Origin of the sequence: Paenibacillus sp. LPE1-1-1.1 (genome assembly GCF_040676435.1) — a bacterium.
Classification (GTDB): Bacteria; Bacillota; Bacilli; order Paenibacillales; family Paenibacillaceae; genus Pristimantibacillus.
The window spans coordinates 142,475-167,560 of record NZ_JBEGHY010000046.1 but is presented as its reverse complement, the minus strand read 5'-3'; the positions used below and the strand labels follow the sequence as shown (position 1 = coordinate 167,560).

At 51.6% G+C, this 25,086-nt stretch carries 24 protein-coding genes; 20 read left to right on the top strand and 4 right to left on the bottom strand.

The features are described 5' to 3' along the window. Positions 1-2: 2 nt before the first annotated feature. Positions 3-971 carry a Gfo/Idh/MocA family protein gene (locus MRBLPE1_RS31540; protein ID WP_364154045.1) on the top strand — a complete coding sequence of 323 codons (969 nt, stop codon included), beginning with the start codon at positions 3-5 and terminating at the stop codon, positions 969-971. 97 nt (positions 972-1,068) lie between these two features. Here the strand turns inward: MRBLPE1_RS31540 and MRBLPE1_RS31535 are convergent, their stop codons facing one another. After that, positions 1,069-2,286: a magnesium transporter CorA family protein gene (locus MRBLPE1_RS31535; RefSeq protein ID WP_364154042.1), complete on the bottom strand. Its 1,218-nt coding sequence runs from the start codon at positions 2,284-2,286 to the stop codon at positions 1,069-1,071. Positions 2,287-2,506: 220 nt separating this feature from the next. Here MRBLPE1_RS31535 and MRBLPE1_RS31530 point away from each other — a divergent pair, with 220 nt between their 5' ends. Further along, positions 2,507-3,061, top strand: a complete 555-nt coding sequence (locus MRBLPE1_RS31530; RefSeq protein ID WP_364154039.1) for a general stress protein — start codon at positions 2,507-2,509, stop codon at positions 3,059-3,061. A gap of 123 nt (positions 3,062-3,184) precedes the next feature. Here MRBLPE1_RS31530 and MRBLPE1_RS31525 read toward each other — a convergent pair whose 3' ends face one another. Together MRBLPE1_RS31525 and MRBLPE1_RS31520 are read right to left on the bottom strand one after the other, a co-directional pair. Then, positions 3,185-4,414 carry an NAD(P)/FAD-dependent oxidoreductase gene (locus MRBLPE1_RS31525; RefSeq protein ID WP_364154036.1) on the bottom strand — a complete coding sequence of 410 codons (1,230 nt, stop codon included), beginning with the start codon at positions 4,412-4,414 and terminating at the stop codon, positions 3,185-3,187. A 90-nt stretch (positions 4,415-4,504) separates the two neighbouring features. Further along, on the bottom strand, positions 4,505-5,371 hold the full coding sequence (locus MRBLPE1_RS31520; protein WP_364154033.1) for an AraC family transcriptional regulator: 867 nt from the start codon (positions 5,369-5,371) through the stop codon (positions 4,505-4,507). A 202-nt stretch (positions 5,372-5,573) separates the two neighbouring features. Here MRBLPE1_RS31520 and MRBLPE1_RS31515 point away from each other — a divergent pair, with 202 nt between their 5' ends. From MRBLPE1_RS31515 to MRBLPE1_RS31500, 4 genes are all read left to right on the top strand, one after another. After that, complete coding sequence (locus MRBLPE1_RS31515) at positions 5,574-6,746, top strand: galactokinase (RefSeq protein ID WP_364154030.1); 1,173 nt, start codon at positions 5,574-5,576, stop codon at positions 6,744-6,746. Between the two features lie 44 nt (positions 6,747-6,790). Beyond that, positions 6,791-7,777 (top strand): UDP-glucose 4-epimerase GalE, encoded by a 987-nt coding sequence (gene galE / locus MRBLPE1_RS31510; protein WP_364154027.1) that lies wholly within the window; start codon positions 6,791-6,793, stop codon positions 7,775-7,777. A 33-nt stretch (positions 7,778-7,810) separates the two neighbouring features. Further along, complete coding sequence (locus MRBLPE1_RS31505) at positions 7,811-9,400, top strand: UDP-glucose--hexose-1-phosphate uridylyltransferase (RefSeq protein WP_364154024.1); 1,590 nt, start codon at positions 7,811-7,813, stop codon at positions 9,398-9,400. 207 nt (positions 9,401-9,607) lie between these two features. After that, positions 9,608-10,060, top strand: coding sequence for a hypothetical protein (locus tag MRBLPE1_RS31500; protein ID WP_364154022.1), 453 nt, complete (start codon positions 9,608-9,610; stop codon positions 10,058-10,060). A gap of 114 nt (positions 10,061-10,174) precedes the next feature. Here MRBLPE1_RS31500 and MRBLPE1_RS31495 read toward each other — a convergent pair whose 3' ends face one another. After that, on the bottom strand, positions 10,175-10,402 hold the full coding sequence (locus tag MRBLPE1_RS31495; protein ID WP_364154019.1) for a DUF1128 domain-containing protein: 228 nt from the start codon (positions 10,400-10,402) through the stop codon (positions 10,175-10,177). Positions 10,403-10,531: 129 nt separating this feature from the next. Between MRBLPE1_RS31495 and yyaC the strand changes: the two genes are divergently transcribed. The 14 genes from yyaC (at position 10,532) to MRBLPE1_RS31425 (ending at position 24,980) form a co-directional block, all read left to right on the top strand. Then, positions 10,532-11,140 (top strand): spore protease YyaC, encoded by a 609-nt coding sequence (yyaC, locus tag MRBLPE1_RS31490; RefSeq protein WP_364154275.1) that lies wholly within the window; start codon positions 10,532-10,534, stop codon positions 11,138-11,140. Between the two features lie 5 nt (positions 11,141-11,145). Then, positions 11,146-12,006, top strand: coding sequence for an alpha/beta fold hydrolase (locus MRBLPE1_RS31485; RefSeq protein ID WP_364154016.1), 861 nt, complete (start codon positions 11,146-11,148; stop codon positions 12,004-12,006). Between the two features lie 23 nt (positions 12,007-12,029). Then, positions 12,030-12,671: a DUF6483 family protein gene (locus MRBLPE1_RS31480; protein ID WP_364154014.1), complete on the top strand. Its 642-nt coding sequence runs from the start codon at positions 12,030-12,032 to the stop codon at positions 12,669-12,671. A gap of 70 nt (positions 12,672-12,741) precedes the next feature. Then, entirely contained in the window at positions 12,742-13,929 is a 1,188-nt protein-coding gene (locus MRBLPE1_RS31475; protein WP_364154011.1) for a class I SAM-dependent methyltransferase, read from the top strand. A 114-nt stretch (positions 13,930-14,043) separates the two neighbouring features. Further along, on the top strand, positions 14,044-15,729 hold the full coding sequence (locus MRBLPE1_RS31470; protein WP_364154008.1) for a histidine kinase N-terminal 7TM domain-containing diguanylate cyclase: 1,686 nt from the start codon (positions 14,044-14,046) through the stop codon (positions 15,727-15,729). Positions 15,730-15,850: 121 nt separating this feature from the next. Next, positions 15,851-16,933, top strand: coding sequence for an HD-GYP domain-containing protein (locus MRBLPE1_RS31465; protein WP_364154005.1), 1,083 nt, complete (start codon positions 15,851-15,853; stop codon positions 16,931-16,933). A 105-nt stretch (positions 16,934-17,038) separates the two neighbouring features. Beyond that, positions 17,039-17,392: a hypothetical protein gene (locus MRBLPE1_RS31460; protein WP_364154002.1), complete on the top strand. Its 354-nt coding sequence runs from the start codon at positions 17,039-17,041 to the stop codon at positions 17,390-17,392. Positions 17,393-17,541: 149 nt separating this feature from the next. Continuing rightward, positions 17,542-18,411 (top strand): YitT family protein, encoded by an 870-nt coding sequence (locus MRBLPE1_RS31455; RefSeq protein WP_364153999.1) that lies wholly within the window; start codon positions 17,542-17,544, stop codon positions 18,409-18,411. Positions 18,412-18,499: 88 nt separating this feature from the next. Then, positions 18,500-19,591: a thiamine-phosphate kinase gene (gene thiL, locus MRBLPE1_RS31450; RefSeq protein ID WP_414698952.1), complete on the top strand. Its 1,092-nt coding sequence runs from the start codon at positions 18,500-18,502 to the stop codon at positions 19,589-19,591. 18 nt (positions 19,592-19,609) lie between these two features. Then, positions 19,610-20,098, top strand: coding sequence for a tRNA (adenosine(37)-N6)-threonylcarbamoyltransferase complex ATPase subunit type 1 TsaE (gene tsaE, locus MRBLPE1_RS31445; protein WP_364153992.1), 489 nt, complete (start codon positions 19,610-19,612; stop codon positions 20,096-20,098). Further along, a complete protein-coding gene (gene tsaB, locus MRBLPE1_RS31440) occupies positions 20,095-20,907 on the top strand; it encodes a tRNA (adenosine(37)-N6)-threonylcarbamoyltransferase complex dimerization subunit type 1 TsaB (protein ID WP_364153990.1) in 813 nt (270 codons plus the stop codon). The genes tsaE and tsaB overlap by 4 nt, the downstream gene beginning before the upstream one ends. Then, positions 20,904-21,392 (top strand): ribosomal protein S18-alanine N-acetyltransferase, encoded by a 489-nt coding sequence (gene rimI, locus MRBLPE1_RS31435; protein WP_364153986.1) that lies wholly within the window; start codon positions 20,904-20,906, stop codon positions 21,390-21,392. Before tsaB ends, rimI begins: the two co-directional genes overlap by 4 nt. Before the next feature lie 2 nt (positions 21,393-21,394). Next, on the top strand, positions 21,395-22,459 hold the full coding sequence (gene tsaD, locus MRBLPE1_RS31430) for a tRNA (adenosine(37)-N6)-threonylcarbamoyltransferase complex transferase subunit TsaD (RefSeq protein WP_414698948.1): 1,065 nt from the start codon (positions 21,395-21,397) through the stop codon (positions 22,457-22,459). A 964-nt stretch (positions 22,460-23,423) separates the two neighbouring features. After that, positions 23,424-24,980, top strand: a complete 1,557-nt coding sequence (locus MRBLPE1_RS31425) for a 2-isopropylmalate synthase (protein ID WP_364154271.1) — start codon at positions 23,424-23,426, stop codon at positions 24,978-24,980. Positions 24,981-25,086 lie beyond the last annotated feature (106 nt).

Below are 25,086 nucleotides of genomic sequence, written 5' to 3'. Positions count from 1 at the left end.
TCATGACGCTTCAAATAGGTATTGTGGGTACAGGCTGGTTTGGCATGATGCATGCGGAGAAGCTGGCTAAGCTGGATGGCGTGAATGTTGCGGCTTTTACCGCGACGAACCAACAGAAAGCGGATGCGGCGGCACAGCGTTTTGAGGGAGCACGGGGATATGATTCGATTCAACCTATGCTTGACGACCGTAAGCTTGATGCCGTATACGTATGCGTACCGCCGTTCGCGCATGGCGAAATCGAGTCGGCTTTGCTTGAGAGAAGCATTCCTTTCCTGGTAGAGAAACCGCTCGGAGTAGACGAGCAGCTTCCGTCTGCGATTTTGAAGGGCATCGAAGAGAAGCAGCTGATTTCGTCTGTCGGTTACCATTTCCGTTACATGGATGGAACCGACCGGGCAAGGGAGCTTCTGCGCGAGCGCACCGCTCTAATGGCTCTCGGCTATTGGATGGGCTCGATGCCGGGAGTCAACTGGTGGCGCAAGATGGAGGGCTCGGGCGGACAATTCGTCGAGCAGACCACCCATATCGTCGATTTGCTCCGCTATACCGTGGGCGAAGTGACGGAGGTTTATGCCGCATACGGCGACCGTTACATGAGCACCGTTGAGGAAGGCGTAACCGTTCCAGATGTAGGCACAGTAACCCTGAAGCTGGCGGGAGGCGCCGTTGCGACGATAAGCAATACATGCGCCATTCCGGCGGGAGACCTGGCCGGTTTACATATTTATACGAATAAAGGCGTGCTGGAGCTGGGTCATGGCGGATTGATTGATAAGGAAGCGGGACGCAAAACGGAATACGCCAACCGAACCGATCCGTATGAACTGGAAAACGAGGCTTTTCTGCACGCGGTGAGAACGGGGGACGCGTCGCGAATCCGTTCAAGCTACGCGGATGCGGTGCGCACACATCAAGTTACGATCGCGGCAAACCTTTCTGCGCGTACAGGCCAGCCGGTCAAGCTGTAAGCCGCTGTTTAAACGAAGTAAAACCGTCCAAACGGGTCATTGACCTGCTTGGACGGTTTTTTTTGTCCGTTTATTGGTTTAATTGGTTTGCATCATCTCATCGAAGCTTGGATGAACTCCGTTTCCGTTCTGAACGGGTTTTTGCCTGCGGCGGCTGCGTAGAAGCATCTACGGCTGAAGCTCGCCCGGTACGGCTTGCTTTCATCCGATTTGCCCGTTTTGCCCGTTTTGCCCTGGTGGAGGAGCCGTCTGAAGCGATGATTTCCTTGGGCGTACGCCCATTCAGCAAATCGCCGGTCCAGCCTTTCTTCCACAACCAAATATACATGAAGAGAGTAATGATGCTGATGATCGCTAACATAACCGTGAAGCTCCATTTAAAGTCCTTGAACGGGAGAAGCTCGAAGTTGACCCCCCATATGCTGCCTATGACCGTGGCAGGTAGGAAAAGCACGGTAAATATCGTGAGCGTCTTCATGATATCATTGCCGCGGAAGTTGGAGATGGCATCGTCCATGGAGATAAGGGTATCGATCTCCAGCGCGTAATGCTTGAGCAGTGCATCGATTCTTTCGAGCTTATGCGTGAATCGCTGAAAGCTGTCAACATCGGTAAGGCCGTTCATAAATGCCTCTATAGCGGCGCTGTGCACTTCTCTGATCGGGATGAAGAGATGGCTCCAATGCAGCAAGTCATAACGCCTCTCGAAAATATTATCGATCAGAACGGTGCGGTTCTCTTGGCGCATGGTTGCTTCAAGTTCGCCAAGGCGCGTCTCGAAGCCGTCCAAGCCGGTGTGAAAGGTATCCAAAATGATGCCAATCATAATGAAAAACGCTTCAGGCGCGGTCGCGCAGCTGTCGAGCTTTGAAGTATGCTGAGCGGACTGCAGCCTGAGCGGCAGGCGCATATCCTCATGCATCGTCAGCAATCGGTCCTCGCACAGCCAAAAATGAAAGGGCTGAACATCGGATTGGTCATCCGTTACTTGCAGCATGAGGGTACCGTAGAGCCGCTTCTTCGAAAGGGGAGCGTCACCCACCGAAATCATATTTGTCCGTCTGCCGGAACAGTCATCAATCCAAGAGGCGCATTCCGGAAAAAGATGCTTTAGCTCATCCGTATGCTGCTCTAAAGCATCCTGCTCCTTTTTTAAAATAGCTTTAACGGCTCTTTGCTCTTCGCGCGAAGCGTTTGTATGTTTTTGTGCATCTTTTCTGCTTGGCAAGGGTTCATTTCTTACGGTTTGCTGCCTTGCTTGCTGCAGTACATGCCATTCCCATCCTGCGGGATAGCGAAGCATCCGATGGATCATCGCTTTGCCTCCTGCTTGTCCGATTTTCCAATATCTATTCCTTCATCATACCGTGAACCGCTTTGATTCACAACCTAATCGTCAGATTAGGCAAATCGATTGTTACTTCAAGCTGCCAATCTACAAAATCCGACTTATTCCGTCAAAAACAGGGCATACCAATATTAGCTTAAAGCTTGAACAGCATAGGTATTCTGTCTGTATCCAGGAGGGAAAGTCGATGGCGAGAAAGATTGGCATTTTTGACACCGAGCAGCAAGCCATTACAGCGATTGAACAGCTCGAGCAATCCGGCTTCGCAAAGGGCGAGCTAAAGGTGCTGGCTAAGGATTCCGAGCATTCCAGACGCATAGAGGCGGAGAGCGACATCCATGTTGACGAGCTCAGAGAGATGGAATCCGCTTCAGACCAGGATGGATCAAGCAGCTTTGGCATGGCTGCCGCAACCGGTTATGCGGGCGTCGGCACAAATGCCGTTTATGGAATAACCGGTTATGGAGCGGCGCCTTATGCCGTAGGCGGCAATCCTTTTGCGGCTGCCATATTGTTCAACGATGATGAGCATAGCGGCAGCTTGCATGCGCTCGGGCTCGACGATGACGAAGCGCAGGCGTGCAGCCAGGCGCTGCGCAGCGGTTCAATAGTGGTCATCGTTGAAACCGATGACAGCAAATCCTTGTTCGACAAGGAGGGTGGACCGGATTTGTCGCGCCTCGGGGCGGCAGAGGCCGTGTTTCGGGCGTGTAACGCCTCAGTGATCGCCGCTGGCGAATAAGATCCATCAGATCCATTAGGATACGATGCAAAAAAAAGAAGTCTCGGTTATAGCGTAAGCAGTTTCTTGCGCTATACGAGGCTTCTTGTTATTTATCACAAGCGCGCATTGTATGTAGGCCGTTTAAGCATTGGTCAGGGATTTGCGGTCCAGCTTCACAATATCGGTTAAAGGATGCTTATCGCCGCAAATGAGATCGCGTACGATATGGGCAGCAAGCATGCTGTATACCGTGCCGTTGCCCCCATAGCCTAAGCAGTAATAGACGTTTTTCCATGCCGGGTCGGCACCGATAAAGGGCAGATTGTCGCAGGATTCCCCAAAGGTAGCGCTCCACTCATATTCTATGGGAGCCTGAAGTTCGGGAAACAGCGCTTTTAGCTTTCCATGCAGCTCCTCGCTTCGTTTCAGCCTTTGTTTACCGCTTTGCAGCGGCTGCTCAATATGCTCATCCAGTCCGCCTACGATAACGCGCCCATCGTGTGTCGTACGCATGTATAAGTAGGGGCGAGCGGTTTCCCAAACCAAAAAATGCTTGTGCCAGCTTTGAAGACTGTTCTGGATACCGGTTACAAGCGCGAAGGAGCGGCTCATCTCCGCTTTGATCAGCTTGCCGCGGAGCTCTTCTGGCTCGTAGCCGACCGCGTAGACCACATGTTCGGCCTCTATTACATAGCCATCCGACGTGCGAAGAAGGTGAATCCCGCTTGGCAGCGTATCATGCGCCACGATATCCGTTTGCTCATATATTTCAAGTCCGGCTTGGGCTGCGGCGTTAACGAGGCCGATTACGAATTGAAAGGGATTTAACTCTGCATCGCCATGTGTCACGATAGCGCCGGGCTTCCGGAAAGGGAAATGCTTCTCGATCTCTTCAGGCGGCCAATATTCAACATCGAATCCGCATGCTTTCAGTGCCTCGTACTCTTTTTTTAGCTTTGGCAGGTGCTGCTCGGTCGAAGCGTAAAAGAGGCTGCTTCTTCTTCTAAAGCCGACATCGGCTGCAAGAGACTCGGCTGCCTGTTCAATCAAATGGATAGCATCCCTGCATGCCCTATAAAAAGTTTTTGCGTCACGCTCTCCGATCTGGTCGATTAAGTCGCATAACATGATATCGTTCGAAAACTGCAGCAGGCCGGTATTGGCCAAGGTGCTGCCGCCTGACACCTGTCCCCGTTCTGCCATCAACACGGATAGGCCGCTGTTAATGAATACGGAGGCGCAAATAGTGCCGGAAATGCCGCCGCCGATGACGGCAACCTGTGTTTTTTTATGCTGGCGCAGAGGCTCGAATTCCCGGGCACTGTCTAGTGTTTCCGGCCAATATAAGTTACCGGTATAGAGTTCCTTCATTGGTCATCACTCCCTGAGATAGTATTACCCGTTTTTAGGAATATGAAGCGAGGGGAGGAGGATACTAATGCGTGCATGCAAAATGTTTTTTTATTCCCCGAAGCTCCGCATCGCTTCGCGGTACGCGGTAGGCGATTGGCCGTGAAAACGGCGGAATTGCTTGGAAAAATAAAGCGCGTCTTGCAGCCCGACGGAGGCGGAGACCTGCTCGATCGTCAGCTCGGGACGTTCGCGAAGCATATGCCGAGCCTTGTCGATACGCAGCTTGAGGAGGAACGTGACGGGGGATTCACCGGTTCGCTGCTTGAATAAGCGCGATAAATAAGCCCGGTTATACCCGAGCGATTCAGCCATTTGCGCGATGGAAACCGGGTGGGCATACTGCGTGGACAAGTAGTGGACTACCTGTTGCAGCAAATGGTCGCCCTCTGCCTGCGCGGTGCGCAGCGAGCTGCCGCTTTGCGTATGCAATAAAGTTTTGTATTCGGCGAGCAGCAGGTGCAGGTACCCGGCCGCTTTCATATCCGCCGCCGCGCCGCCGCGGCGGAAGGTTTCGAAGATTTGGCGGAACAAGGCGCTGGTCCGCCGTTTATCCGGCGCTAACACAACCTGCTGCTCGGCAGTAAATCCGGCAGCGGACACGAGCTCGGCGGATTGCGTTCCGTTAAAAGCGACCCAGCGATACCGCCAAGGCAGATCGCCGTCGGATTCGTAGCTGATCAGCTGCTCCGGCTCGATCAAGAAAGTATGGCCGGCACGGAGCTCATGCCGGAAGCCGTCGCAGATGAAAAGTCCCTTGCCCTCCAGCACGGTATGCATTAAATAAAAATCATATACCTTGGGCCCAAGCCGGTGAAGCGGCTTCGTCTGGCTCTCGCCGGCAAACAGCACATTCAGCTGCGAGTTCCCGCCGCCTATAACCGGATTGGAGGCAACCGTATACATATCCTGCTGCATTTTACTTTACACCTGCTTTATATTGAAATGATTATGCGAAGAAATGCTGGCTTTACACTATCATAGCATGTCCATTTAGGGTAGGAGAAGTCACATTAATCCATATAAAAAGCACTTGCCGCCATTTCGTTTTTCCGCGGGTTCCCTTATACTGAAGTTGAAAACAAAACACACTAAATTGACAAAAGGAACGTGATAGCAAATGGCAAACATTGACGCGCTAACACAGCAATTCATACAGCAATACGGCGGAGAAGCGGACGACATCGCCGTATTTCATGCTCCCGGCCGTGTAAACCTGATCGGGGAGCATACGGATTATAACGGCGGTTATGTTTTCCCGGCTGCTTTAACCTTCGGTACGACGCTGTTGATCCGCAAGCGTCAAGGCAATCAGCTTGGACTCGCGACAACCAATTTTCCTTCTTCGAAGAGCTTCTCGCTGGACGCTATTGTTTATGACGAGGCTGACGACTGGATGAACTATCCAAAAGGAATCGTATATGAGCTTCAACAAAGCGGTGTGCAATTCACTAGCGGCTACGACTTGCTGTACCATGGTGAAATTCCGAACGGAGCAGGCCTTTCTTCTTCTGCTTCCATCGAAGTCGTAACGGCTTACGCTCTTCAAACGCTTGAAGGCTTGGAGACGGACAAAGTAAAAATCGCTTTGCTTTCGCAAAAATCCGAAAATGAGTTTAACGGCGTGCAATGCGGCATCATGGACCAATTTGCGGTAGCCAACGGTAAAAAGGACCACGCGATTCTCCTGATGTGCGACACGCTCGAGTACGATCTTATTCCTTTTGACTCAGGCAAATATAAGCTCGTCATCGGAAATACGAACAAACGCCGCGGACTTGTTGATTCCGCTTATAACGAGCGCCGCGCCCAGTGCGAGCAAGCGGTTCAGGATCTGCGGGCTGCATTCCCCGAGCTTACGCTGCTCGGACAAATCAACCTGGAGCAGTTTAATTCCGCGAAGCATTTGATCAAGGACGCAACCGTGCAAAAACGCGCACAGCATGTCGTGGAAGAGATCGACCGCGTCCTGCAATCGATCAAAGCCCTGAAAGCGAATGATCTTGCCCAATTCGGCCAATTGATGAACGGCTCGCATGATTCCTTGCGAGATTTATATGAAGTAACAGGCGCTGAACTGGATGCTATGGTTGCGGCTGCCCGTCAAGTGCCGGGCGTGCTTGGCTCCCGTATGACAGGCGCTGGCTTTGGCGGATGCACCGTCTCGCTCGTACATGAAGACAGCGTAGAAGCGTTCCAAGAAGAAGTTGGCCGCAAATATAACGAAGCAACGGGCTTAACGGCTGATTTCTACGTATGCACGATTGGAAACGGCGTAGAGCGCCTCGTATAAACCGATTTTTTACAGCAGCACCATATGGAGAGGGGAAATGAAAGATGGCAGTTTTAGTGACAGGCGGGGCAGGATATATTGGTTCGCATGCCGTAGCAGCATTGCAGGAGCGCGGAGAAGACATCGTTATCGTCGATAACCTGCAGCAAGGGCACCGCGCAGCATTGCTTGGAGGCAAGCTTTACGAAGGCGATCTTCGCGATGCGGCTTTCATGGATACGGTATTTAAAGAAAATGAGATCGATGCGGTCATTCACTTTGCAGCAAATTCGCTAGTAGGCGAGAGCATGAAGGACCCTGGAAAATATTATCACAATAACGTTTTCGGTACCCTTTGCCTGCTTGAGAAGATGAATGAATACAATGTGCGCAAAATCGTGTTCTCGTCGACGGCAGCTACTTACGGCGAGCCGGAAAACGTACCCATCGACGAGTATGACCGTACGCTTCCGACCAACGCTTACGGCGAAACAAAGCTGGCGATGGAGAAGATGATGAAATGGTTCGATGTTGCCCATGGCATCAAATTCGTGTCGCTTCGTTACTTCAACGCGGCCGGTGCGCATGAGAGCGGCAAAATCGGCGAAGACCACAGCCCGGAAACGCATTTGATTCCGATCGTGCTTCAAGCAGCGCTTGGACAGCGCCCGCATATTTCCGTATTTGGCGAAGATTACGATACGCCGGACGGCACCTGCATCCGCGACTATATCCATGTCAGCGACCTTGCCGATGCGCATGTGCTGGCTGTTGACCGCCTTCGCGTCGGCGCGGACAGCGCTGTATATAATTTGGGCAACGGAACCGGCTTCTCTGTCAAGCAAGTTATCGATATTGCGCGTGCCGTTACCGGCAAAGAAATCCCTGCCGTGTTCGAGGCCCGTCGCGCAGGCGATCCTGCGACGCTTGTCGCATCGTCCGACCGTGCCCGCAAGGAGCTGGGCTGGAATCCGAAACGCGACAAGCTCGAGGACATCATAAAAAGCGCTTGGAGCTGGCATGAAGCAAATCCGAACGGTTACAACGACTAAGGTTACCCGCTCAACCGAAAGGGGCTACAACAATTGGCTAAAGAACAACAAGAGCTATCAGCCAGCGATGCGCTGATTCTAATCGAAAGATTGCTGCAATTCGCGGTACAGCGCAAGCTGATAGCCGATCAGCTGGATACGCATGCAGCACGAAACCAGCTGCTTGATTTATTTCGATTCACGGAATCATTCGAGGGAGAAGTCATCGAGGAGCGTCTGGAAAGCGCGGTTCCGCTGCTGGAGCAGCTGCTCGATTACGGTTATGCGATCGGGTTGATCCCGGACAATTCGACGACATACCGCGACCTGCTTGATGCGCGTATCATGGGGTATTTATTGCCGCGTCCATCCGAAGCGAGCGCCGTATTCCAGCGCTTGACGGAGGAGGAGGGGCTAAAAGCAGCCACGGATGCATTCTATAATCTGAGCATCGACTCGAATTACATTCGCATGGACCGCATTCGCAAAAATTTGTATTGGCTTCATGAGACGGAATTCGGGAAGCTCGAAATTACGATTAACCTCTCGAAGCCGGAGAAGGATCCGAAGGAAATCGCCCTGCTCAAAACGATGCCGCAAGCGAAGTATCCGAAATGCTTGTTATGCGTCGAAAATGTCGGCTACGCGGGACGCCCGGATCATCCTGCCCGCCAAAACCTGCGTGTCTTGCCGCTAACGCTGCAAGAGGAGCAGTGGTATTTTCAATATTCTCCTTATGTGTACTACAACGAGCACAGCATTATCTTTAAAGGTGCGCATGAGCCGATGGTTATCTCCCACTCGTCTTTTGCAAGGCTGCTGGATTTCGTTGAACAATTTCCGCATTATTTTATCGGCTCTAACGCCGATTTGCCGATCGTTGGCGGCTCGATTCTTAGCCATGACCATTTCCAAGGCGGCCGTCACGTATTTCCGATGGAGGCTGCTTCCGCCGATGTCTTGTTTGCTGATCCGACGCTTCCGGGCGTGCGCTTCGGTATCGTGAATTGGCCGATGTCCGTCGTAAGGGTCAATGGCACGTCAAAGGCTGACGTGCACGGCGCGGCTTGCCGCCTGCTGGACGAGTGGCGCGAATACAGCGATGCTTCGGCAGATGTACTGGCCTTCACGGAGGAAGCGGACGGCAAGCTGACGCCGCATAACACGATTACTCCGATTGCAAGGCTGCGGGATAACGGCGAGTATGAGATCGATTTGGTGCTGCGCAACAACCGGACCAGCGAAGAGCATCCGGACGGGATTTTCCATCCGCATCAGCATCTGCACCATGTAAAAAAAGAAAACATCGGGTTAATCGAAGTCATGGGACTTGCGGTGCTGCCAGGACGCTTGAAGGATGAGCTCGAGCAGATCGCAGCTTATTTGACAGGCGCAGCAGCGGCTTCCGCCGCTGAGCTTCATGCTGACACGCATCCGCTTCATAAGCATGCGGACTGGCTTCTGTCGCTTATCGGGCGCTTTGGCACCGCTAATACGGCGGAGCAGGCCAAAACGATCGTAGAGTCGGAAACCGGTGCCAAGTTCTTGGATGTGTTGAAGGACGCAGGGGTGTACAAGCACACAACGGAAGGCGCTGCGGCATTCGAGCGCTTCTTAACGTCGATCGGCCTTCAAAGAGCATAGTACGGAAGAACCTCCATTTGCGCGGGATACCCACGGCGGAATGGAGGTTTTATATTTGTATGGATCAGGTAAAAAGCTAATTAATTATCGAATGTGAAATTATATTAATTTGTAAAGTGCCAAAAATTATGGTATTTTTTATAGGATAAACAAAGCAATATGAATTATTTTTTATAACTCAATTAACTATTTATCGGAGGGGTCATGATGTCCGAAAAGATGCTGCCGCTAGATGATTTTTTGCAGCTAAGCACAGATGAGCAGGTCGAAAAACTTAAGCGTTGGAAGATGGACTATACGCTTAAAGATATCCGCGAGGCATGGAATTTCAAACATTCCGCGCAATACTATATGCTGCTGAAGAAGCTGCGCATTTATGAGAGAGTCGTAAATAAATCAGATAAATTTTATCCCGTTCAGGAGCAGTTGATCGCAAGAGCCAATGCTGGCGGGGAGCGCGGCTGGGCAGGGCAGAACGCTTATGCGGATCGGAAGCTGCCGGCTGACAGCTTTGACTATCACTTGAATACGACGCTAAGCGGCCCTGAGCTTGCGGATAAGCTGGAGAGAATCGCGCATTTCCTTAAAGGCGAGCATAAGGATGTTTCGATCAAGCTGTCTATAGAGGCTGCGGAGTTGGAAGCAGAGGATCAAGATTAACACTTGCAGCAAAGAAGAAGAACCGAGCTCGGCTAAGGTGCCAGGCTCGGTTCTTCTTCTGTTGAAAAATGAAAATTAATGTCTGATACTGGAATATTTTGTTTGAAAAAAATATTATTGAATCCGCAGCTTGCCAAGCTCGGATACAAGCGCTTCAACTTCGCTGATGCTGAACTTTTCTTTAGATGCAACCACTTCGTATAGGTCTCTAATATCCTCATATTTGCCAAGGTCGAAGTTAGAAGCCTGCATTGCCGCAGCGGAAGCCATTTTAAGCTTGGTTTTAATAACCTCGATCATATACTCAACGTTTTCTTGGGTTTGCAAGTCTAAATTAGTCATGGAGTGCCTCCTGAAATTTTTGTGGGCCGTAAGCAGCCTCGGGGAGTAGAATCGAACCTGTTTCGCTGCAGCAATTGTAACATGTTTCAATCGGGATTGACCACAAATTGAACAGGATCTTAAAATTGGATACAATTAAAAGCAGAACGGCAAAGTAAACGATCACAGGGCAGGTGCAAGGCGACGGAACAATTAACGAAAAGTGAAATAACTTTATTCCTTGAAAGCATTGCAAGTCAGCACAGAGACCGGAGAAGCATTGTATTTGTCTGTATTGGAAGCGACCGCTCATCCGGCGATTCCTTCGGGCCTCTAGCGGGAAGCCTGCTTAAGGACCGCGGCTGGCCGAATGTCATCGGCACGCTGCAGCAGCCTTGCGATGCGCATGCTGTAGAACGGTCGGCAGCGGAGATCCCTAAGGATTGCACGGTTATCGCCATAGATGCTTGCCTTGGTAAGCCCAGCTCTATTGGACGCTTCCTCGTATCGGAGGGCCCGCTTCAGCCAGGGAAAGCGATCGGCCGCCGATTGCCGGCAATCGGACAATACAGCATAGCCGGCGTGGTGAATGCAAATGGCCCCAAAGCCTACTGGATGCTGCAAACGACGTCGCTATATCAAGTGCTGCGTATGGCAAACGAGGTAGTGAATGCAATAGAAGCAGCTTGGAGCAGCTACATAGTGGAGTCGACTTCAGTAAATCCTGAATTACAAATTCCGATTGTGCAAAGGAGCTAATTGCAATGACTAACGAAGAACAAGGTAACGTACAATCTATCGCGCAGCGCAAGCTTTTCTTGAATAACGGCGCAGAGCTTGCTTATTATGATTCTCACCCGCATGACGGGGGAGCGGAGGACGGTATTTCCGAAGTGGTGGTCCTGCTTCACGGCTATTGCGGCAGCTCGGCGTATTGGGAGCGCATCGTAGAGGAGCTGGAGCAATCCGTACGCATTATTGCGCCTGACGCGCGCGGGCATGGCAGAAGCTCGGCGCCAAACGATGAGATTTATTCGATGGAGACGTACGCGGAGGATCTTGCCGAATTGCTGATTAAGCTCCAAATCCATAATGCGGTGCTGCTCGGTCATTCCTTAGGTGGTTATATTACCCTGGCTTTCGCGGAGAAATATGCGAAGAAGCTATCGGCGTTCGGCCTCATTCATTCGACAGCGCTGCCGGACAGCGACGCAGCGAAGGAAAACCGGGATAAAGCCGTATCGGCATTAGAGCAAAACGGGATTCAGCCATTCGTAGACGGGCTTATTCCTAAGCTCTTTGCCCCGGCAAGCCTCGAAGCCCGGCAAGGCGAGGTTGAACGCGGCAAACAGATCGGTTACGGCACATCCGTCCAAGGCGCGATTGCCACGGCAAAAGGAATGAAGGCAAGGTCTGACCGCAAGCATATTATCGAACAGTCCGAGCTGCCCGTGCTGCTTGTAGCCGGCGCCAATGATAAAGTCATTCCGCCGGAGAGCGTATTTGCGGCTGCAAACGGAGCGACAACAAAGGTAGAACTTGGCAGCTCCGGCCATATGGGAATGGTGGAGCAGCCGAAGGAGCTGATCTCAGCCATCGTCAGCTTCGTGAATTCAAAGCAGTAGCATGCAGGGAGAGGGGATGCCAGATGTTTCAACGCGATTACTTCATGCGGATGATCGAGCAGATGACGGAAGCGGTTGGCCAGATATTGAATCTGAGGCGAGAACGCAAGCACGAGGATGCGCTGCTGTTTATTGATGAGCTGCTGGATAAGAAATTCCGTTTGAGCAGCAAGCTGATCCGATCCTTGTCGGACGAGGATTTGATGAAGATGATGACGACGAACGGCCTATTGGAAACCGATCATTTGCTGGCCATCGCGATTCTGATGAAGCATGAGGCGGAGCTGAATGCGGAACTGGGCCGTGAGGACGAGAGCTTCTTAGCCAATATGAAATCCCTGCATCTCTTTCTGCGGTTATCGCTTGCAGGCGCAGAGCCTACGCTCGCGGAGCCGCGCGAACAAATCAAGGAGCTGCTGGCGCGGCTCCTTCCATACGAGCTTCCAAGGCAGACCAAGCGGCTCCTTACGGAATGGCATATGGAGGAGGGCCGTTATGATTCCGCCGAGAACCTCATGCATGAGCTGCTCGAGGATAACGGGTTGGACCGGGAAGAGGCAGCGGAGCTGTACAGACGAATGCTATTGCAGGCGGATGAACGGCTTGAAGCAGGCGGTTTGCCGCGCGAGGAAATCAAGCAGGGGCTTGAAGCATTATCAAGCTAGTAGATAGGACCTTAGACTAAGCGCGGAAGTGTGGGCTTAGCTTCAATAACGGCTGGGAGTGAAGATACGCATGACGGAACAATGGCAGCAAGACATCACAAAATGGATCAGCGAGAAAGAACTGCTGCAGGCAACGCTAAGCCAGCCTAAGCGGAAGGACGGCACTGCGGCGCCCAAAACGGTCATCCGTCCGATCGAGATGAAGAACGGGCTGTTTTATCAATTTGAATATCATTTTGCCAATAAGGTTACGCATGACAATATCGAAGAGGCCAAGGCTGCGGAGAGAGCCATTGGCCTGCTGCAGGAAAATTACCGTCAAGCGCTTGTAAAGACGCCGGAAGCGGATGTTCAACTGCTTTTTAATAAGAAAGGCAAGGCAGCCGTACTCAAGAAGCCTCCTACCGGGGATTCGAAAAAAGGAGTTCAGCAGCATAACAGGCAGAAACAGCGCGTGCTCGCGGAAGGAAAAGCGGCGCCGTTCCTTGTCGAGCTGGGCATCATGACGCCCGAGGGCTTGGTCCACGCCAAAAAACAAGATAAATACAGGCAGATCAACCGGTTCCTGGAGATGGTTACGGATGTCCTTGCGTACCTGCCGAAGGACAGGGAGCTTACGATCGTTGATTTCGGCTGCGGAAAGTCGTATCTGACATTTGCATTGTACCATTTGCTGGCAGTGGAGCAGCAGCGGAAAATCAATATTATCGGTCTCGATTTAAAAGCGGATGTCATTGCGTTCTGCTCTGGGCTTGCGGCTAAACTCGGTTACGATAAGCTGCAATTTTTGGTTGGCGATATTGCCGATTACGAGGAGCTGCAGACTGCCGACATGGTGGTCACCCTCCATGCATGCGATACGGCTACGGATGCGGCCCTTGCCAAGGCGGTCAACTGGGGGGCCTCGGTCATTATGTCTGTTCCGTGCTGCCAGCATGAGCTGTTCAAGCAGGTCGATAACGATGTCCTTTCTCCGTTGCTGTCGCAAGGCCTGCTGAAGGAACGTTTTTCCGCGCTGGCAACGGACGCCGCCCGGGGAACTTTGCTTGAGGTATTAGGATATAAGGTACAAATGCTGGAATTCGTAGATCCGGAGCATACACCGAAAAATCTGCTCATACGCGCCGTTCGTACCGAGCAGCAGGGGCTTTCCGTGAAAAAATGGGAGCAGTACGAACAATTCCGCCAGTTTCTGAATATCTCCCCGTCTCTCGAGCATATGCTCGCCGAGCGATGGCCGAACGAAATATCCAAATAATGGGTATAATATCGATTGTTAAACTTTGAATTTTTTGATGTTAAGTAATTGTCGATATTATTAACATTTGCTACAATGGAAGAAGATGGCTATCAAATGAATGGGTGAACCGTAATGGAATGGATGATCTGGCTAGACTTTAGTATGTTTCTAGTGCTGCTCGGCTTGTTTTTCTACGTGTTTGCCACAAGCACCGTTACGGTCCTGCATCGCATATACCTATCTTTACATATCGTGTTTATGAGCTGGACGTTCTCTCAATTCGTGTCGCAGACGGTTTCCTCAACGGCTTTCAAACTATTCTATCTTTCGGTTTCATACATAGGGCTTTCCTTGCTTGGCATTGGTTGGTTTGCCTTTATCCTTTTTCTTACCGGCCAGTCGTATGTGATACGAAAGAGCCGGTTATTCATTTTAGCGATACCGGCTCTTATATCTGTAGCGGCAGTCGTCATCAATCCTAACGGCATGTTTTTAAGTATCAATGTACGGCTCAGTCCGTTGAAGCAGCTTCAGCATGGGCCTTTGTATTGGATTATGATTGTCCAGCTGATTCTTTATATGGTGATTTCTTTCACGATTATGTTCTATAAGCTGCGGGGCGAGAAATCGTCCAGACAGCGTACTTTAATCAAGACCGCAATCGTTGGCATGTTCGTACTGGTTTCGTTTGCTATCGCCGATTTGATCATCAATGTTGTGTTCATTGAGGCAATGAATCGGTACGTTCCGTTAATTTCAGTCGGGATGGTGCTTGCGGCTGTCTATCTGGTTCACGCCATTAGAAGGAATAAAGTGCTCGATATTATTCAAACGGTCCAAAGGGACGTAATGAATACGATGTCAATGGGTATTATCGTATTGGACGAGAATGATATCATTCTCGAAGTGAATAAAGTGATCAAACCGATTCTTCGGCTGCGCATCGGCGATAAATTTAATCCTGCCCTTCTTGGTCCACAGTTCAAGGGAGAGGCTTCGAGGGAGTTTACGGCATTTATCGAGGAGCAGCGGAAGCGCCCCATGGACAGGCTTGAGATCGAAATTGCCATTTCTTATGACAAGTACCGCCATGTGATCGTGCAATCCGCTCCCATTTTGTACAATAAGAAGACACCGGTCGGAAGGCTGTTAACCTTCCAGGATGTAACCGAGCTTCGGCTGCTGGTAGAAGAGACAAATGACCAGAATGAGCAGCTTCAGGATCGCAACCGCGATCTGCTTATTATGCAGGACGAGCTGTTTCAAGCGAATAAAAAACTGGAGCATATGGCGATTACCGACGGCTTGACAGGCTGCTTCAACCGGCGGTATTTGCTGCATCAGCTGGAGCAAGAGGTCGTTGCGAATATCCGCTACGGCATTCCCTTTTCAATCTTTTTATTTGATCTGGACCACTTCAAATCCATTAACGACAAGTACGGGCATCTGATTGGCGACGAGGTGCTATGCGGCACGGTCGATGCGGTGCGGGGCTCGCTTCGGTTTACGGATATTTTGGCCCGGTACGGCGGAGAAGAATTTACGGTGTATTTGCCGCATACAAACCGGGAACAGGCGGATCAAATTGCCGAGCGTCTGATGGAATCGGTCGAGCAGAATAAAATCAATATGGGGAACGGGGAATTGCCGATCTCGGTGACGATCAGCATGGGCGTCATCTCGATTGATCATTTTGAGCCCACTGACCTCGCTGACCCTAAAGCCTTCTTGCGGGAGCTTCTCGCGCAGGCGGATGCAGCGCTGTACGAAGCGAAATTCAATGGCCGCAACCGGATTGTCAAAAGAAAACTAGCCTAAGGGCCCGAACGAGACGTTCGGGTTTTTTTCATGTCCTCCGCATAGTCAGTGGCAGATAGTTCTGATAAAATAGAGGCGATCGGTTACAAGCGCTAAATTATCGAAGGCGGGAACTAATCTAATGAGAAAAGTGCAAATTGGAATGGTCAAGCCGGGAGACAGAGTGGCTAAGCCTATTTTCCAAGAAAACGGCAACGTGCTTCTGGGTGATGGGGTGGAGCTCAATGATCGTTACATCGATCGATTGCGTAACTTGGGCATTGATTTTCTATTCATAGAGGATGGTTTAACGGAGGATATCATTCCCGAGGACACGATCAGAGATGAAACGCGTAAGCAAGCGGTCGATACCATCTATAAAACAATGAACTCCTTCAAAGACCAAAACGTATCAAAGGGCCGAACGATCGCACCCGATATGGGCCGGAATTTCCGGGCGGTGTTCGGACAAATCATGCAGGACCTGTCTTCAAGACCTAATATGCTCGTCAATTTAACGAGCATTCATGCCATGGACGGCTATTTGTTTCAACATTCCTTTAATGTAGCGGTGCTTGCGGGCATCATGGGCATAGCAAAGGGCTTTAACCGTAATCAGCTGGAAGAGCTCGGCATCGGCGCGCTTCTTTTCGATATCGGGATGACAAAGGTTCCGCAGAAGCTGTTGAATCATACAGGAGCCTTATCGGCGGAGGAGCGTACAATCGTCCAAAGCCATGCGAAGGATGGATTCGATATATTGCGGAAGTATCATGATATATCGATCGTATCCGCGCACTGCGCGCTTCAGCATCACGAGCGCTTTAACGGTTCGGGCTATCCGCGCGGGCTCAAGGAAAACGAAATTCACTTGTATGGCCAAATCGTCGGTTTAGCGGATACTTTCGATGCGTTAACTTCGCCGCGGCCGTATCGGAAGCGGTATACAGCGAGCGAAGCGATCGAGTTTCTTTTTGCTGCCGGAGGGACTTATTTTGATCATGAGCTTATCAAGCTGTTTTGCCGGCATATCTCGATTTATCCAGTAGCGACCTCGCTGCTGCTCAGCACGGGGCAGGTCGGCGTGGTATCGGAAAATAACGAGCTTGCCGTTCATCGTCCGCGGGTGCGCATCATTATGGAGCCGGACGGGACGATGCCAGCCTCGCCCTATGAAATTGAGCTGAAGGACAAGCTGCATATTACCGTCGTCAAGGAGCTGTAGCAAGCAGCTGAAGCCGGTTATATTAGGCGTTTTAAATAGGATACAAACCATACCAAATCTCCTATTCTCGCATATTTTAATATAAATGCGGGAAGGAGTGAAAGTATGGCAAATCGGGTAGTACCCCCTCTATTTAATCTGAAAAACGTAGATAAGATAGTGATCAATAAATCAAGCGCCCGTAGGATTCAAAGCGGGCCAACATTTAACCGCTTAACGGTATTGTGGGTAGACAACAGCGGTGTACCCTTCAATACAACAGGCTTTAACGCTGCTTTGTACAGAGGCAGCACGCTTATTCAAACCGCGGCGTTCGACCGTTTTGGCGTTGTGTTTTTCAGTTTAGTTACGACTCTGACGACTGCGAATTATACCCTGGTCGTATATGATAGCTTTGGCAGAATCTATCGCACCAAATCGATACCGGCAGGCGTAGAAGCGTTCTCGGTCATCGGTTAACCTATGGGGAAATCTTTCGAATCGGCGGCCGCAAGCTGCCCGGTGCGGAAGGTTTCTTTTTTTGCAATAATGGTAGACTTGCTTTATATCTGGTAGCGTTTAAGGTAAAATGATGAGAAAAAGAGCCAGTAGGGGATGTGAGTTCACTTATGGGATCATTACAGCACCACAAGCTGTCCAAGCTCGAAGTGCTGCGAAGAGTACTGTTTATTACGCTCGGCGCTGCGCTGGTATCGGTTGGATTGGAAATTTTTCTCGTACCAAATCATATTATTGATGGTGGTATAGTCGGCATATCGATTATGTCTTCCCATTTATCCTCCTTGCCGCTCGGTCTTTTTCTATTCTTATTGAACTTGCCTTTTCTGTTTCTCGGGTATAAGCAAATCGGAAAAACCTTTGCGATTTCAACTCTGTACGGCGTATCGGTAATGTCGCTCGGAACGTTTTTGCTTCATCCGGTGCCGCCGCTTACGGTAGAGCCCTTTTTGGCGGCTATTTTTGGCGGCGTAATCCTGGGGATTGGCGTCGGTATGGTCATTCGTTTCGGAGGCTCGCTTGACGGCACGGAAATCGTTGCGATTTTGTTTAATAAGAGGCTTCCGTTTTCTGTCGGCGAGACAGTTATGTTTTTCAACTTGTTCATTCTCGGCAGCGCAGGCTTTGTGTTCGGCTGGGACCGGGCGATGTATTCTCTTATCGCGTATTACATTGCATTCCGATTGATTGACGTGACCATCGAGGGCTTTGACGAATCGAAGGCCGTATGGATTATTAGCGATGAGTCGAAGGAGATCGGCGCAGCAATCATGAGCCGGCTGGGACGCGGCGTTACTTACTTGCATGGGGAAGGCGGATTTACAGGCGGCAGCAAACGCGTTATTTTTTGCGTCATAACGCGGCTGGAGGAAGCAAAAATGAAGTCGATCGTGCATGAACTCGACCCTGTGGCGTTTCTCGCTGTCGGCAATATTCATGATGTAAAGGGCGGACGGTTTAAGAAACGGGATATTCACTAATGATGATAGTAGCCCAGGTGGACAGATGACGTTGCCGGATCTGCATGCAGCGAGCGGCTAACTGATGCTTGGGATGAAGGAGAGCTGCATTTTGGATGAGTTTGCGAGTATTCATCATTGGACGGCGGCCAGGCAGGAGAGCAAGTGGCAGCTGCGGCGCGGCGTGATTACGGGCATAGGCGACGATACCGCTGTCGTGGATCCCGCTTCCGCGGAGGATGGCGTAGCTGCTCCGAAGCGGCTGCTGCTGGCGGTCGACACGATGGTGGAGACCGTCCACTTTAAGCAGTCGACGATGCGGGACGAGGATGTCGGCTATAAGGCACTTGCCGCGAACATTAGCGACATTGCCGCGATGGGAGGCGTGCCTTTGCATGCGCTCGTCTCGGTCAGCGTGCCGCCGTCATATTCGCCGGAGCGGATGCGACGGCTGTACGATGGGCTGTACGAGTGCGCCGAGCGCTACGGGGTTGCGATTGCAGGCGGCGATACGACGTCGTCGCCGGGGCAGTTGGTTGTCGCGGTAACGGTGACGGGAACCGTGGAAGCGGGGCGTGAGCTGCTTCGCTCGGGCGCGAAGCCGGGCGATGCGGTGTTTGTGACCGGCGCTGTTGGCATGTCGGCGGCGGGTCTGCATGCGCTGCTGGCGCAGGAAGAGCGTACGGGAGAGAAGCAGTTTCCCGCGGATTTCAGCGGTCAGCCGGAGGCATCGCTCGTACACGCGCATCAGAGGCCAAGCCCGTCGGTGCGTGCAGGCCGGCTGCTCCTATCGCGCGGAAGCTGCCGCTCGCTAAACGATGTTAGCGACGGGTTGGCGAGCGAGGCATGGGAAATTGCGGAGGCTTCGGGGCTGCGCCTTGTGCTGAGGGAAGCGTTGCTGCCGAGGAGCGGAAGCATGGCAGCTTACGCGTCAAGGACAGGCATCGATCCGCTTGAATGGATGCTTTACGGCGGTGAGGATTATGTATTGCTGGGTACGATGGCAGCCGAAGATGCGGAACCCATGCGGGCTGTTTTTCAGCAAGAGGGACTTCCTTTTTTTATTATCGGGGAGACCGAGGAGGGCGAGCCTGGAGTGGAGCTTGTGCGCCATAATCAGGCTAATGCGGGGCAAGGCCGGCTTTCTCCTTCGGAGAAGCGAGAAAAGCTTAAGAAACGCGGGTACAATCATTTTTTGTGATGAACGGGTGAGTAGAAAATGCAGCAACAGGTAAACCATGCCACATGGCTGGCACAAACGGAGCAGGACACGATTGCATTAGCCGAGCAGCTTGCTGCTTGGGTAAAGCCGGGCGCGATACTTGCATTGGACGGCGATTTAGGCGCGGGCAAAACGCGTTTTTCGCAGGCCTTTGCCAAAGCGATCGGCGTAAAGGGCATTGTAAACAGCCCGACCTTTACCATCATAAAAGAATACGAAGGGGAACAGCTTCCCTTTTATCATATGGATGTATACCGGCTGTCGCTGGAGGAAGCGGACGAGCTTGGCTTGGACGATTATTTTTACGGCGACGGCATTACGATCGTAGAATGGGCGAACTTGATCAAGGAGCTGCTGCCAGCCGACAGGCTGGAGCTGTACATCGAGCACCTGGGCGATGAAAAACGGCGTATACAGCTAACCGGCTATGGCGAGATTTATGCAGGCTGGTGCCGCGCCGTAAGCGAGATAGGAGCAGGCAGATGACAAATGAGCAGAGACAAGAAGGAACCATTTTGGCATTAGATACGTCCACCGCATCGATGGCAGCCGCTATTGTAAGCGGTCAAGAGGTGCTAGCCGAAATACAGACATTAGCCGAAAGAAACCATTCGGTTCACGTGGTTACGCATATCAAGGATATGCTGCTGAAAAGCGGGATAAGCGATAAGGATATCGAGGCAATCGCTGTAGGTAACGGGCCTGGCTCCTATACAGGGATGCGTATCGCGGTATCCGTAGCCAAGACGCTTGCATGGGTATGGGACAAACCGTTAATCGGCATATCCAGCTTAGAGGCGCTTGCATATGGCGCTTGGCACCGGCATTCGGAGGATAAAGCAGAGCAGGGCAATACGCTCGAAGGCGAACAATGGGTGCTTCCGATTATGGATGCGCGGCGCGGGCAGGTTTATTCATCCGGCTTCTCGATGGCTGCCGGAACGGAGTGGAGCCGCTGGCTTGATGACGGCGTACGGCTTATGAAGGACTTCGTGGATCTCCTGGAACAGCGAATGGCAGAGCAGAAGGGCCGGGTCCGAAGCCTTTCGCTTGTAGGGGATCTAACCCTTCACGAGCAGGAAGCAGCGCGCTTGCAGCAGGTTGGCGAGGCGGCTGGCGTTACCGTTCGGCTCCAGCCATTTATCCAAGAGGGGCAATGGGTTGCGAGGCTTGGCCGTATTCGGCTTGAAGCGGGCATGGTAGAGGATCCGCATACTTTTATTCCTAACTACACGCAGCTTACCGAGGCTGAAGTCGTTTGGAAAGCAAAGCAGGCAGGTGAAGCGAAGGCATGAAAATAGATGTGAACGAGCTCATTTACCGTGCCATGACGATGGCGGATATTCCTGCTATCGTGGCTATCGAGCAGGAAGCTTTCACGAGTCCTTGGACAGCGGAGGCGTTTACGAATGAGCTTATGAATAATTTATTTGCCCGTTATATGATCATGGAATACGATGGCCAAATTATTGGGTACGGCGGCATGTGGGTCATTATGGACGAAGCGCATGTGACGAACATCGCGGTAAGAGCCGATTATCGCGGACAGGGACTCGGGAGCTGCTTGCTGGCCGAGCTGCAGCGGACGGCGGTCTTTTTTGGCGCAGTCAAAATGACGCTGGAGGTTCGTCCTTCCAACGAAATTGCGCAGCAGCTGTACCGTAAATACGGCTTTGAGCCCGCAGGGATTCGTCCGAGATATTATTCGGATAACAATGAAGATGCGCTTATTATGTGGGCGGAGCTTGACCATGAGCGGTTGAAGGCAGGGGAGCAATGAACGTGACTCAGACGGAACAGGCAGCGGGAATGCAGCCGATGAATGATATTATTTTGGCAATAGAAACAAGCTGCGACGAGACATCTGCATCCGTTATTCGCGGCGGCAAACATATTTTATCGAACGTGGTTTCCAGTCAAATCGAAATCCATGAGCGCTTCGGAGGCGTCGTGCCGGAAATTGCTTCGCGCAAGCATGTGGAATCGATCACTTTGATTATCGAGCAGGCCGTCAAGGAATCCGGGCTTACGCTAAAGGATATGTCGGCTATCGCCGTCACGCAGGGTCCAGGCCTTGTAGGCGCGCTGCTCGTTGGGATCGTGGCGGCCAAGAGCTTGTCGATGGCGTTGGATATTCCTTTAATCGGCACACATCATATCGCCGGCCATATTTATGCTAACGAGCTTGTGCATGACATTGTCTATCCTTGCATGGCTTTGGTCGTTTCCGGCGGTCATACGGAACTCGTGCTTATGGAGAGCGAAGGCGATTTTCAAGTCGTTGGGCGAACCAGGGACGACGCGGTAGGCGAAGCGTACGACAAGGTGGCGCGCGCGCTGCGTTTGCCTTATCCGGGGGGACCGCATATTGACAAGCTTGCTGTCGAAGCGGAGGAGTCTATTCCGCTTCCGCGTGCCTGGCTTGAGCCGGACAGCTACGATTTCAGCTTCAGCGGCTTAAAGTCGGCAGTGCTTGCCGTTATTAACCAGACAAGAATGAAAGGTTTGGTACTTGATGAGGCGGCGCTTGCGCGCGGCTTTCAGGAGTCGGTTACCGAGGTGCTGGTCACTAAAGCTTTGCGCGCTGTTCGTCAATACGGCGCGAAGCAGCTGCTCTTATGCGGCGGAGTGGCGGCTAACCGGGGCTTAAGAGCGGCATTAACGGCAAAATGCGAGTCTGAGCGCGTACCGCTTCTTATCCCGCCGAATACGCTCTGCACGGATAATGCGGCGATGATCGGCGCTGCAGCATATCTCAAGCTTAAACGGTCGCAATTCACGGATCTCGATATGAAAGCCGACCCCGGCTTTTCGCTGGAGAGCTGGTCTGTGGGCAAAAGCATTTAAAAAAGATTTGGGAATGGAATTGACAGACAATTTCTAAGAGCATATAATAAGCAACAATACTTCAGAACTTCAATCTCATACGTTACAAACGCAAAGAACAGGAACAGTAAAGCTTGTCCGGGAATGTCAGCGGCGCCGTTATGAATGAGCATCATTCATGTACTGCCGCGACACAGAGAGCTGCGGGTCGGTGCAACGCAGTCGAAGGATGCTTGAAGCTCACCTGGGAGCGGAACAGTGGAAACGATGGCGGCATTTTTAATGCTGATATGCCATGCAGGTACATTGTTACGGTTAACCTCCGTAATCGGGTGCATGTGAGTCAACATCCGGAGTTGGCCATATGCTTAAGTTGGGCGTCCCTGCTCGTTTGCGAGCGTATGGGGGTCAACAAGGGTGGTACCGCGCGGGTCTTTATAGCCTGTCGTCTCTTGATTCAAGAGACGACAGGCTTTTCTTGTTGTCCATGAAGCGAAGTATAGATGACCTTTATGACCTATAGACGATCAAGCAGTAAACAACATAGAGCGCAAACGCGATGAACAGGAGCAGTAGAACAATAGGCTGGCAAAGCGAAATTCGATAAACCCATGATCAAAAGTGAGGAATCGAAATCGTACAGAGAGCTGCGGTGTGGTGCGACGCAGTCGAAGCTGAGGTTTGAATCTCGCCTGGGAGCGGAACGGTGGAAAATGGCTGTGCCAGAATGATGGCGCGATCTACAACGTTACGGCTAGCCGCCGTCATCGGGCATTTAAGCGGGCATGGATTCCTGCAAGGTAAGCAAAGAGCCTTTTATTAAGAGGCAGCTTTGTCGAACTTCTGCGGTAAGATCCAGTCAATTAGAGTGGTACCACGGCAGCGAAAGCATGTCGTCTCTTACAAGGAGACGGCATGCTTTTTTTTGTACCCAAAAAAGGACTTAACAATCCAACCTTAGGAGGAAATAACAATGGCAAACGAAATGAAAAAAATTCAAATATTCGATACGACTTTACGGGACGGCGAGCAATCGCCAGGCGCATCAATCGACTCCGAACGCAAAATAATTATTGCCCGCCAGCTTGGGAAATTAGGGATTGATGTCATCGAGCCTGGGTTCCCCGTATCCAGTCCGGGTGAATTTGCAGCCGTACAGCAAATTTCCCGTGAGCTTCAGCATGTTGAAATTGCGGGCTTCGCAAGGGCGGTTAAGGTAGATATTGACGCTGCCGTAAAAGCGACACAGGATGCGGCTCGCAGGCGCCTTCACCTGTTTATCTCATCATCCGACATTCATCTGAATCATCAGCTGCGCAAATCCCGCGATGAAGTAGTAAAGATCGCTCGCGATATGGTTGCTTACGGCAAGCAATTCGTTGATGAAATTGAGTTTTCCGCAATGGACTCGACAAGATCCGGCCGTGATTTTGTTATTCAGCTTGTAGAAGCGGTGATTGCGGAGGGGGCGACGATCATAAACCTTCCGGATACGCTTGGCTACGCCATGCCGGAGGAAATGAAGGAGCTGTTCCAAGCTGTTCGCAAGGAGGCGAGAGGCGGCGACACGGTGAGATACAGCGCGCATTGCCACAATGATCTGGGACTCGCCGTAGCGAACAGCATTGCCGCGATCCATGGAGGCGCAACGCAAATTGAGGTTACAGTAAACGGAATCGGCGAGCGTGCGGGCAACTGTTCCCTTGAAGAGCTGGTCATGGCGATTGAAACGCGCAAGGATGCGGTTCAAGCAGAAACAAACATTCAAATCGGCGAAATCTATGAAACTTCGCGTATCGTTAGCCGCGCGATGAATTTCCCGATTGCATTTAATAAACCGATCGTTGGACGGAATGCGTTCCAGCATGAATCAGGAATCCATCAGGACGGCTTGCTGAAGAACCGCAATACGTATGAAATCATGGATCCCGAGGCGATGGGAATCCCGCGGAACATGATTATTCTAGGTAAACACTCCGGTCGCCATGCGATTAAGCACCGTCTTTCCGAATACGGCATCGACATGACGGAAGCTCAGCTTCAGGATGTGTATGACAAGTTCAAGGAGACGGCCGACGCCCAAAAGATCGTTACGGACGATGAGCTGATCCGTATCGCGGGAGAGCTAACCCAGACCCAGCCGGATCCCTATGTGCTGGTTGACCTGCATGTCCATGCCGGCACGCAGCGGTCGCGCACCGCAACGGTAACGATCCGCGAAAATGAGTTCGGAGCGGAGCAATCTTATATCGCTATGGGAGCAGGCCCGATAGAAGCGGTCATTCATGCGATCCAACAGGCCATACCAGTGGCAGCCGAGTTTGAAGACCTGGAGCTTCATTCGTTATCGACTGGAGAAGATGCCCATGGCGAAGCGGTGGTCAGCATCGTGCACGAGCAGCAGCGCTTCCGCGGGACCTCGATACACAATGATATCGTGCTGGCAGCGGCACAGGCCTATGTGGCAGCTTGCAACCAGGCGGTGATGACAACAGGCAGCAGAGTGGTAGTTGCTTCACAGCCTAATCGAGCGGCAAATTGATCTTTATGGAAAACTAAGCTTGGATATCCCATAGCAGAGGATGTTATACATTCTCTCTTATGGGATGCTGAGCATTATTTTCGGAGTTCGCCTGACTATAGGAGGT

Bases quoted from the DNA above. Each gene is read 5' to 3' on its own strand.
- MRBLPE1_RS31540 (WP_364154045.1), top strand. From the start codon at position 3: ATGACGCTTCAAATAGGTATTGTGGGTACAGGCTGGTTTGGCATGATG.
- MRBLPE1_RS31535 (WP_364154042.1), bottom strand. From the start codon at position 2,286: ATGATCCATCGGATGCTTCGCTATCCCGCAGGATGGGAATGGCATGTA.
- MRBLPE1_RS31530 (WP_364154039.1), top strand. From the start codon at position 2,507: ATGGCGAGAAAGATTGGCATTTTTGACACCGAGCAGCAAGCCATTACA.
- MRBLPE1_RS31525 (WP_364154036.1), bottom strand. From the start codon at position 4,414: ATGAAGGAACTCTATACCGGTAACTTATATTGGCCGGAAACACTAGAC.
- MRBLPE1_RS31520 (WP_364154033.1), bottom strand. From the start codon at position 5,371: ATGCAGCAGGATATGTATACGGTTGCCTCCAATCCGGTTATAGGCGGC.
- MRBLPE1_RS31515 (WP_364154030.1), top strand. From the start codon at position 5,574: ATGGCAAACATTGACGCGCTAACACAGCAATTCATACAGCAATACGGC.
- galE (WP_364154027.1), top strand. From the start codon at position 6,791: ATGGCAGTTTTAGTGACAGGCGGGGCAGGATATATTGGTTCGCATGCC.
- MRBLPE1_RS31500 (WP_364154022.1), top strand. From the start codon at position 9,608: ATGTCCGAAAAGATGCTGCCGCTAGATGATTTTTTGCAGCTAAGCACA.
- MRBLPE1_RS31495 (WP_364154019.1), bottom strand. From the start codon at position 10,402: ATGACTAATTTAGACTTGCAAACCCAAGAAAACGTTGAGTATATGATC.
- MRBLPE1_RS31485 (WP_364154016.1), top strand. From the start codon at position 11,146: ATGACTAACGAAGAACAAGGTAACGTACAATCTATCGCGCAGCGCAAG.
- MRBLPE1_RS31480 (WP_364154014.1), top strand. From the start codon at position 12,030: ATGTTTCAACGCGATTACTTCATGCGGATGATCGAGCAGATGACGGAA.
- MRBLPE1_RS31475 (WP_364154011.1), top strand. From the start codon at position 12,742: ATGACGGAACAATGGCAGCAAGACATCACAAAATGGATCAGCGAGAAA.
- MRBLPE1_RS31470 (WP_364154008.1), top strand. From the start codon at position 14,044: ATGGAATGGATGATCTGGCTAGACTTTAGTATGTTTCTAGTGCTGCTC.
- MRBLPE1_RS31465 (WP_364154005.1), top strand. From the start codon at position 15,851: ATGAGAAAAGTGCAAATTGGAATGGTCAAGCCGGGAGACAGAGTGGCT.
- MRBLPE1_RS31460 (WP_364154002.1), top strand. From the start codon at position 17,039: ATGGCAAATCGGGTAGTACCCCCTCTATTTAATCTGAAAAACGTAGAT.
- MRBLPE1_RS31455 (WP_364153999.1), top strand. From the start codon at position 17,542: ATGGGATCATTACAGCACCACAAGCTGTCCAAGCTCGAAGTGCTGCGA.
- tsaE (WP_364153992.1), top strand. From the start codon at position 19,610: ATGCAGCAACAGGTAAACCATGCCACATGGCTGGCACAAACGGAGCAG.
- tsaB (WP_364153990.1), top strand. From the start codon at position 20,095: ATGACAAATGAGCAGAGACAAGAAGGAACCATTTTGGCATTAGATACG.
- rimI (WP_364153986.1), top strand. From the start codon at position 20,904: ATGAAAATAGATGTGAACGAGCTCATTTACCGTGCCATGACGATGGCG.
- MRBLPE1_RS31425 (WP_364154271.1), top strand. From the start codon at position 23,424: ATGAAAAAAATTCAAATATTCGATACGACTTTACGGGACGGCGAGCAA.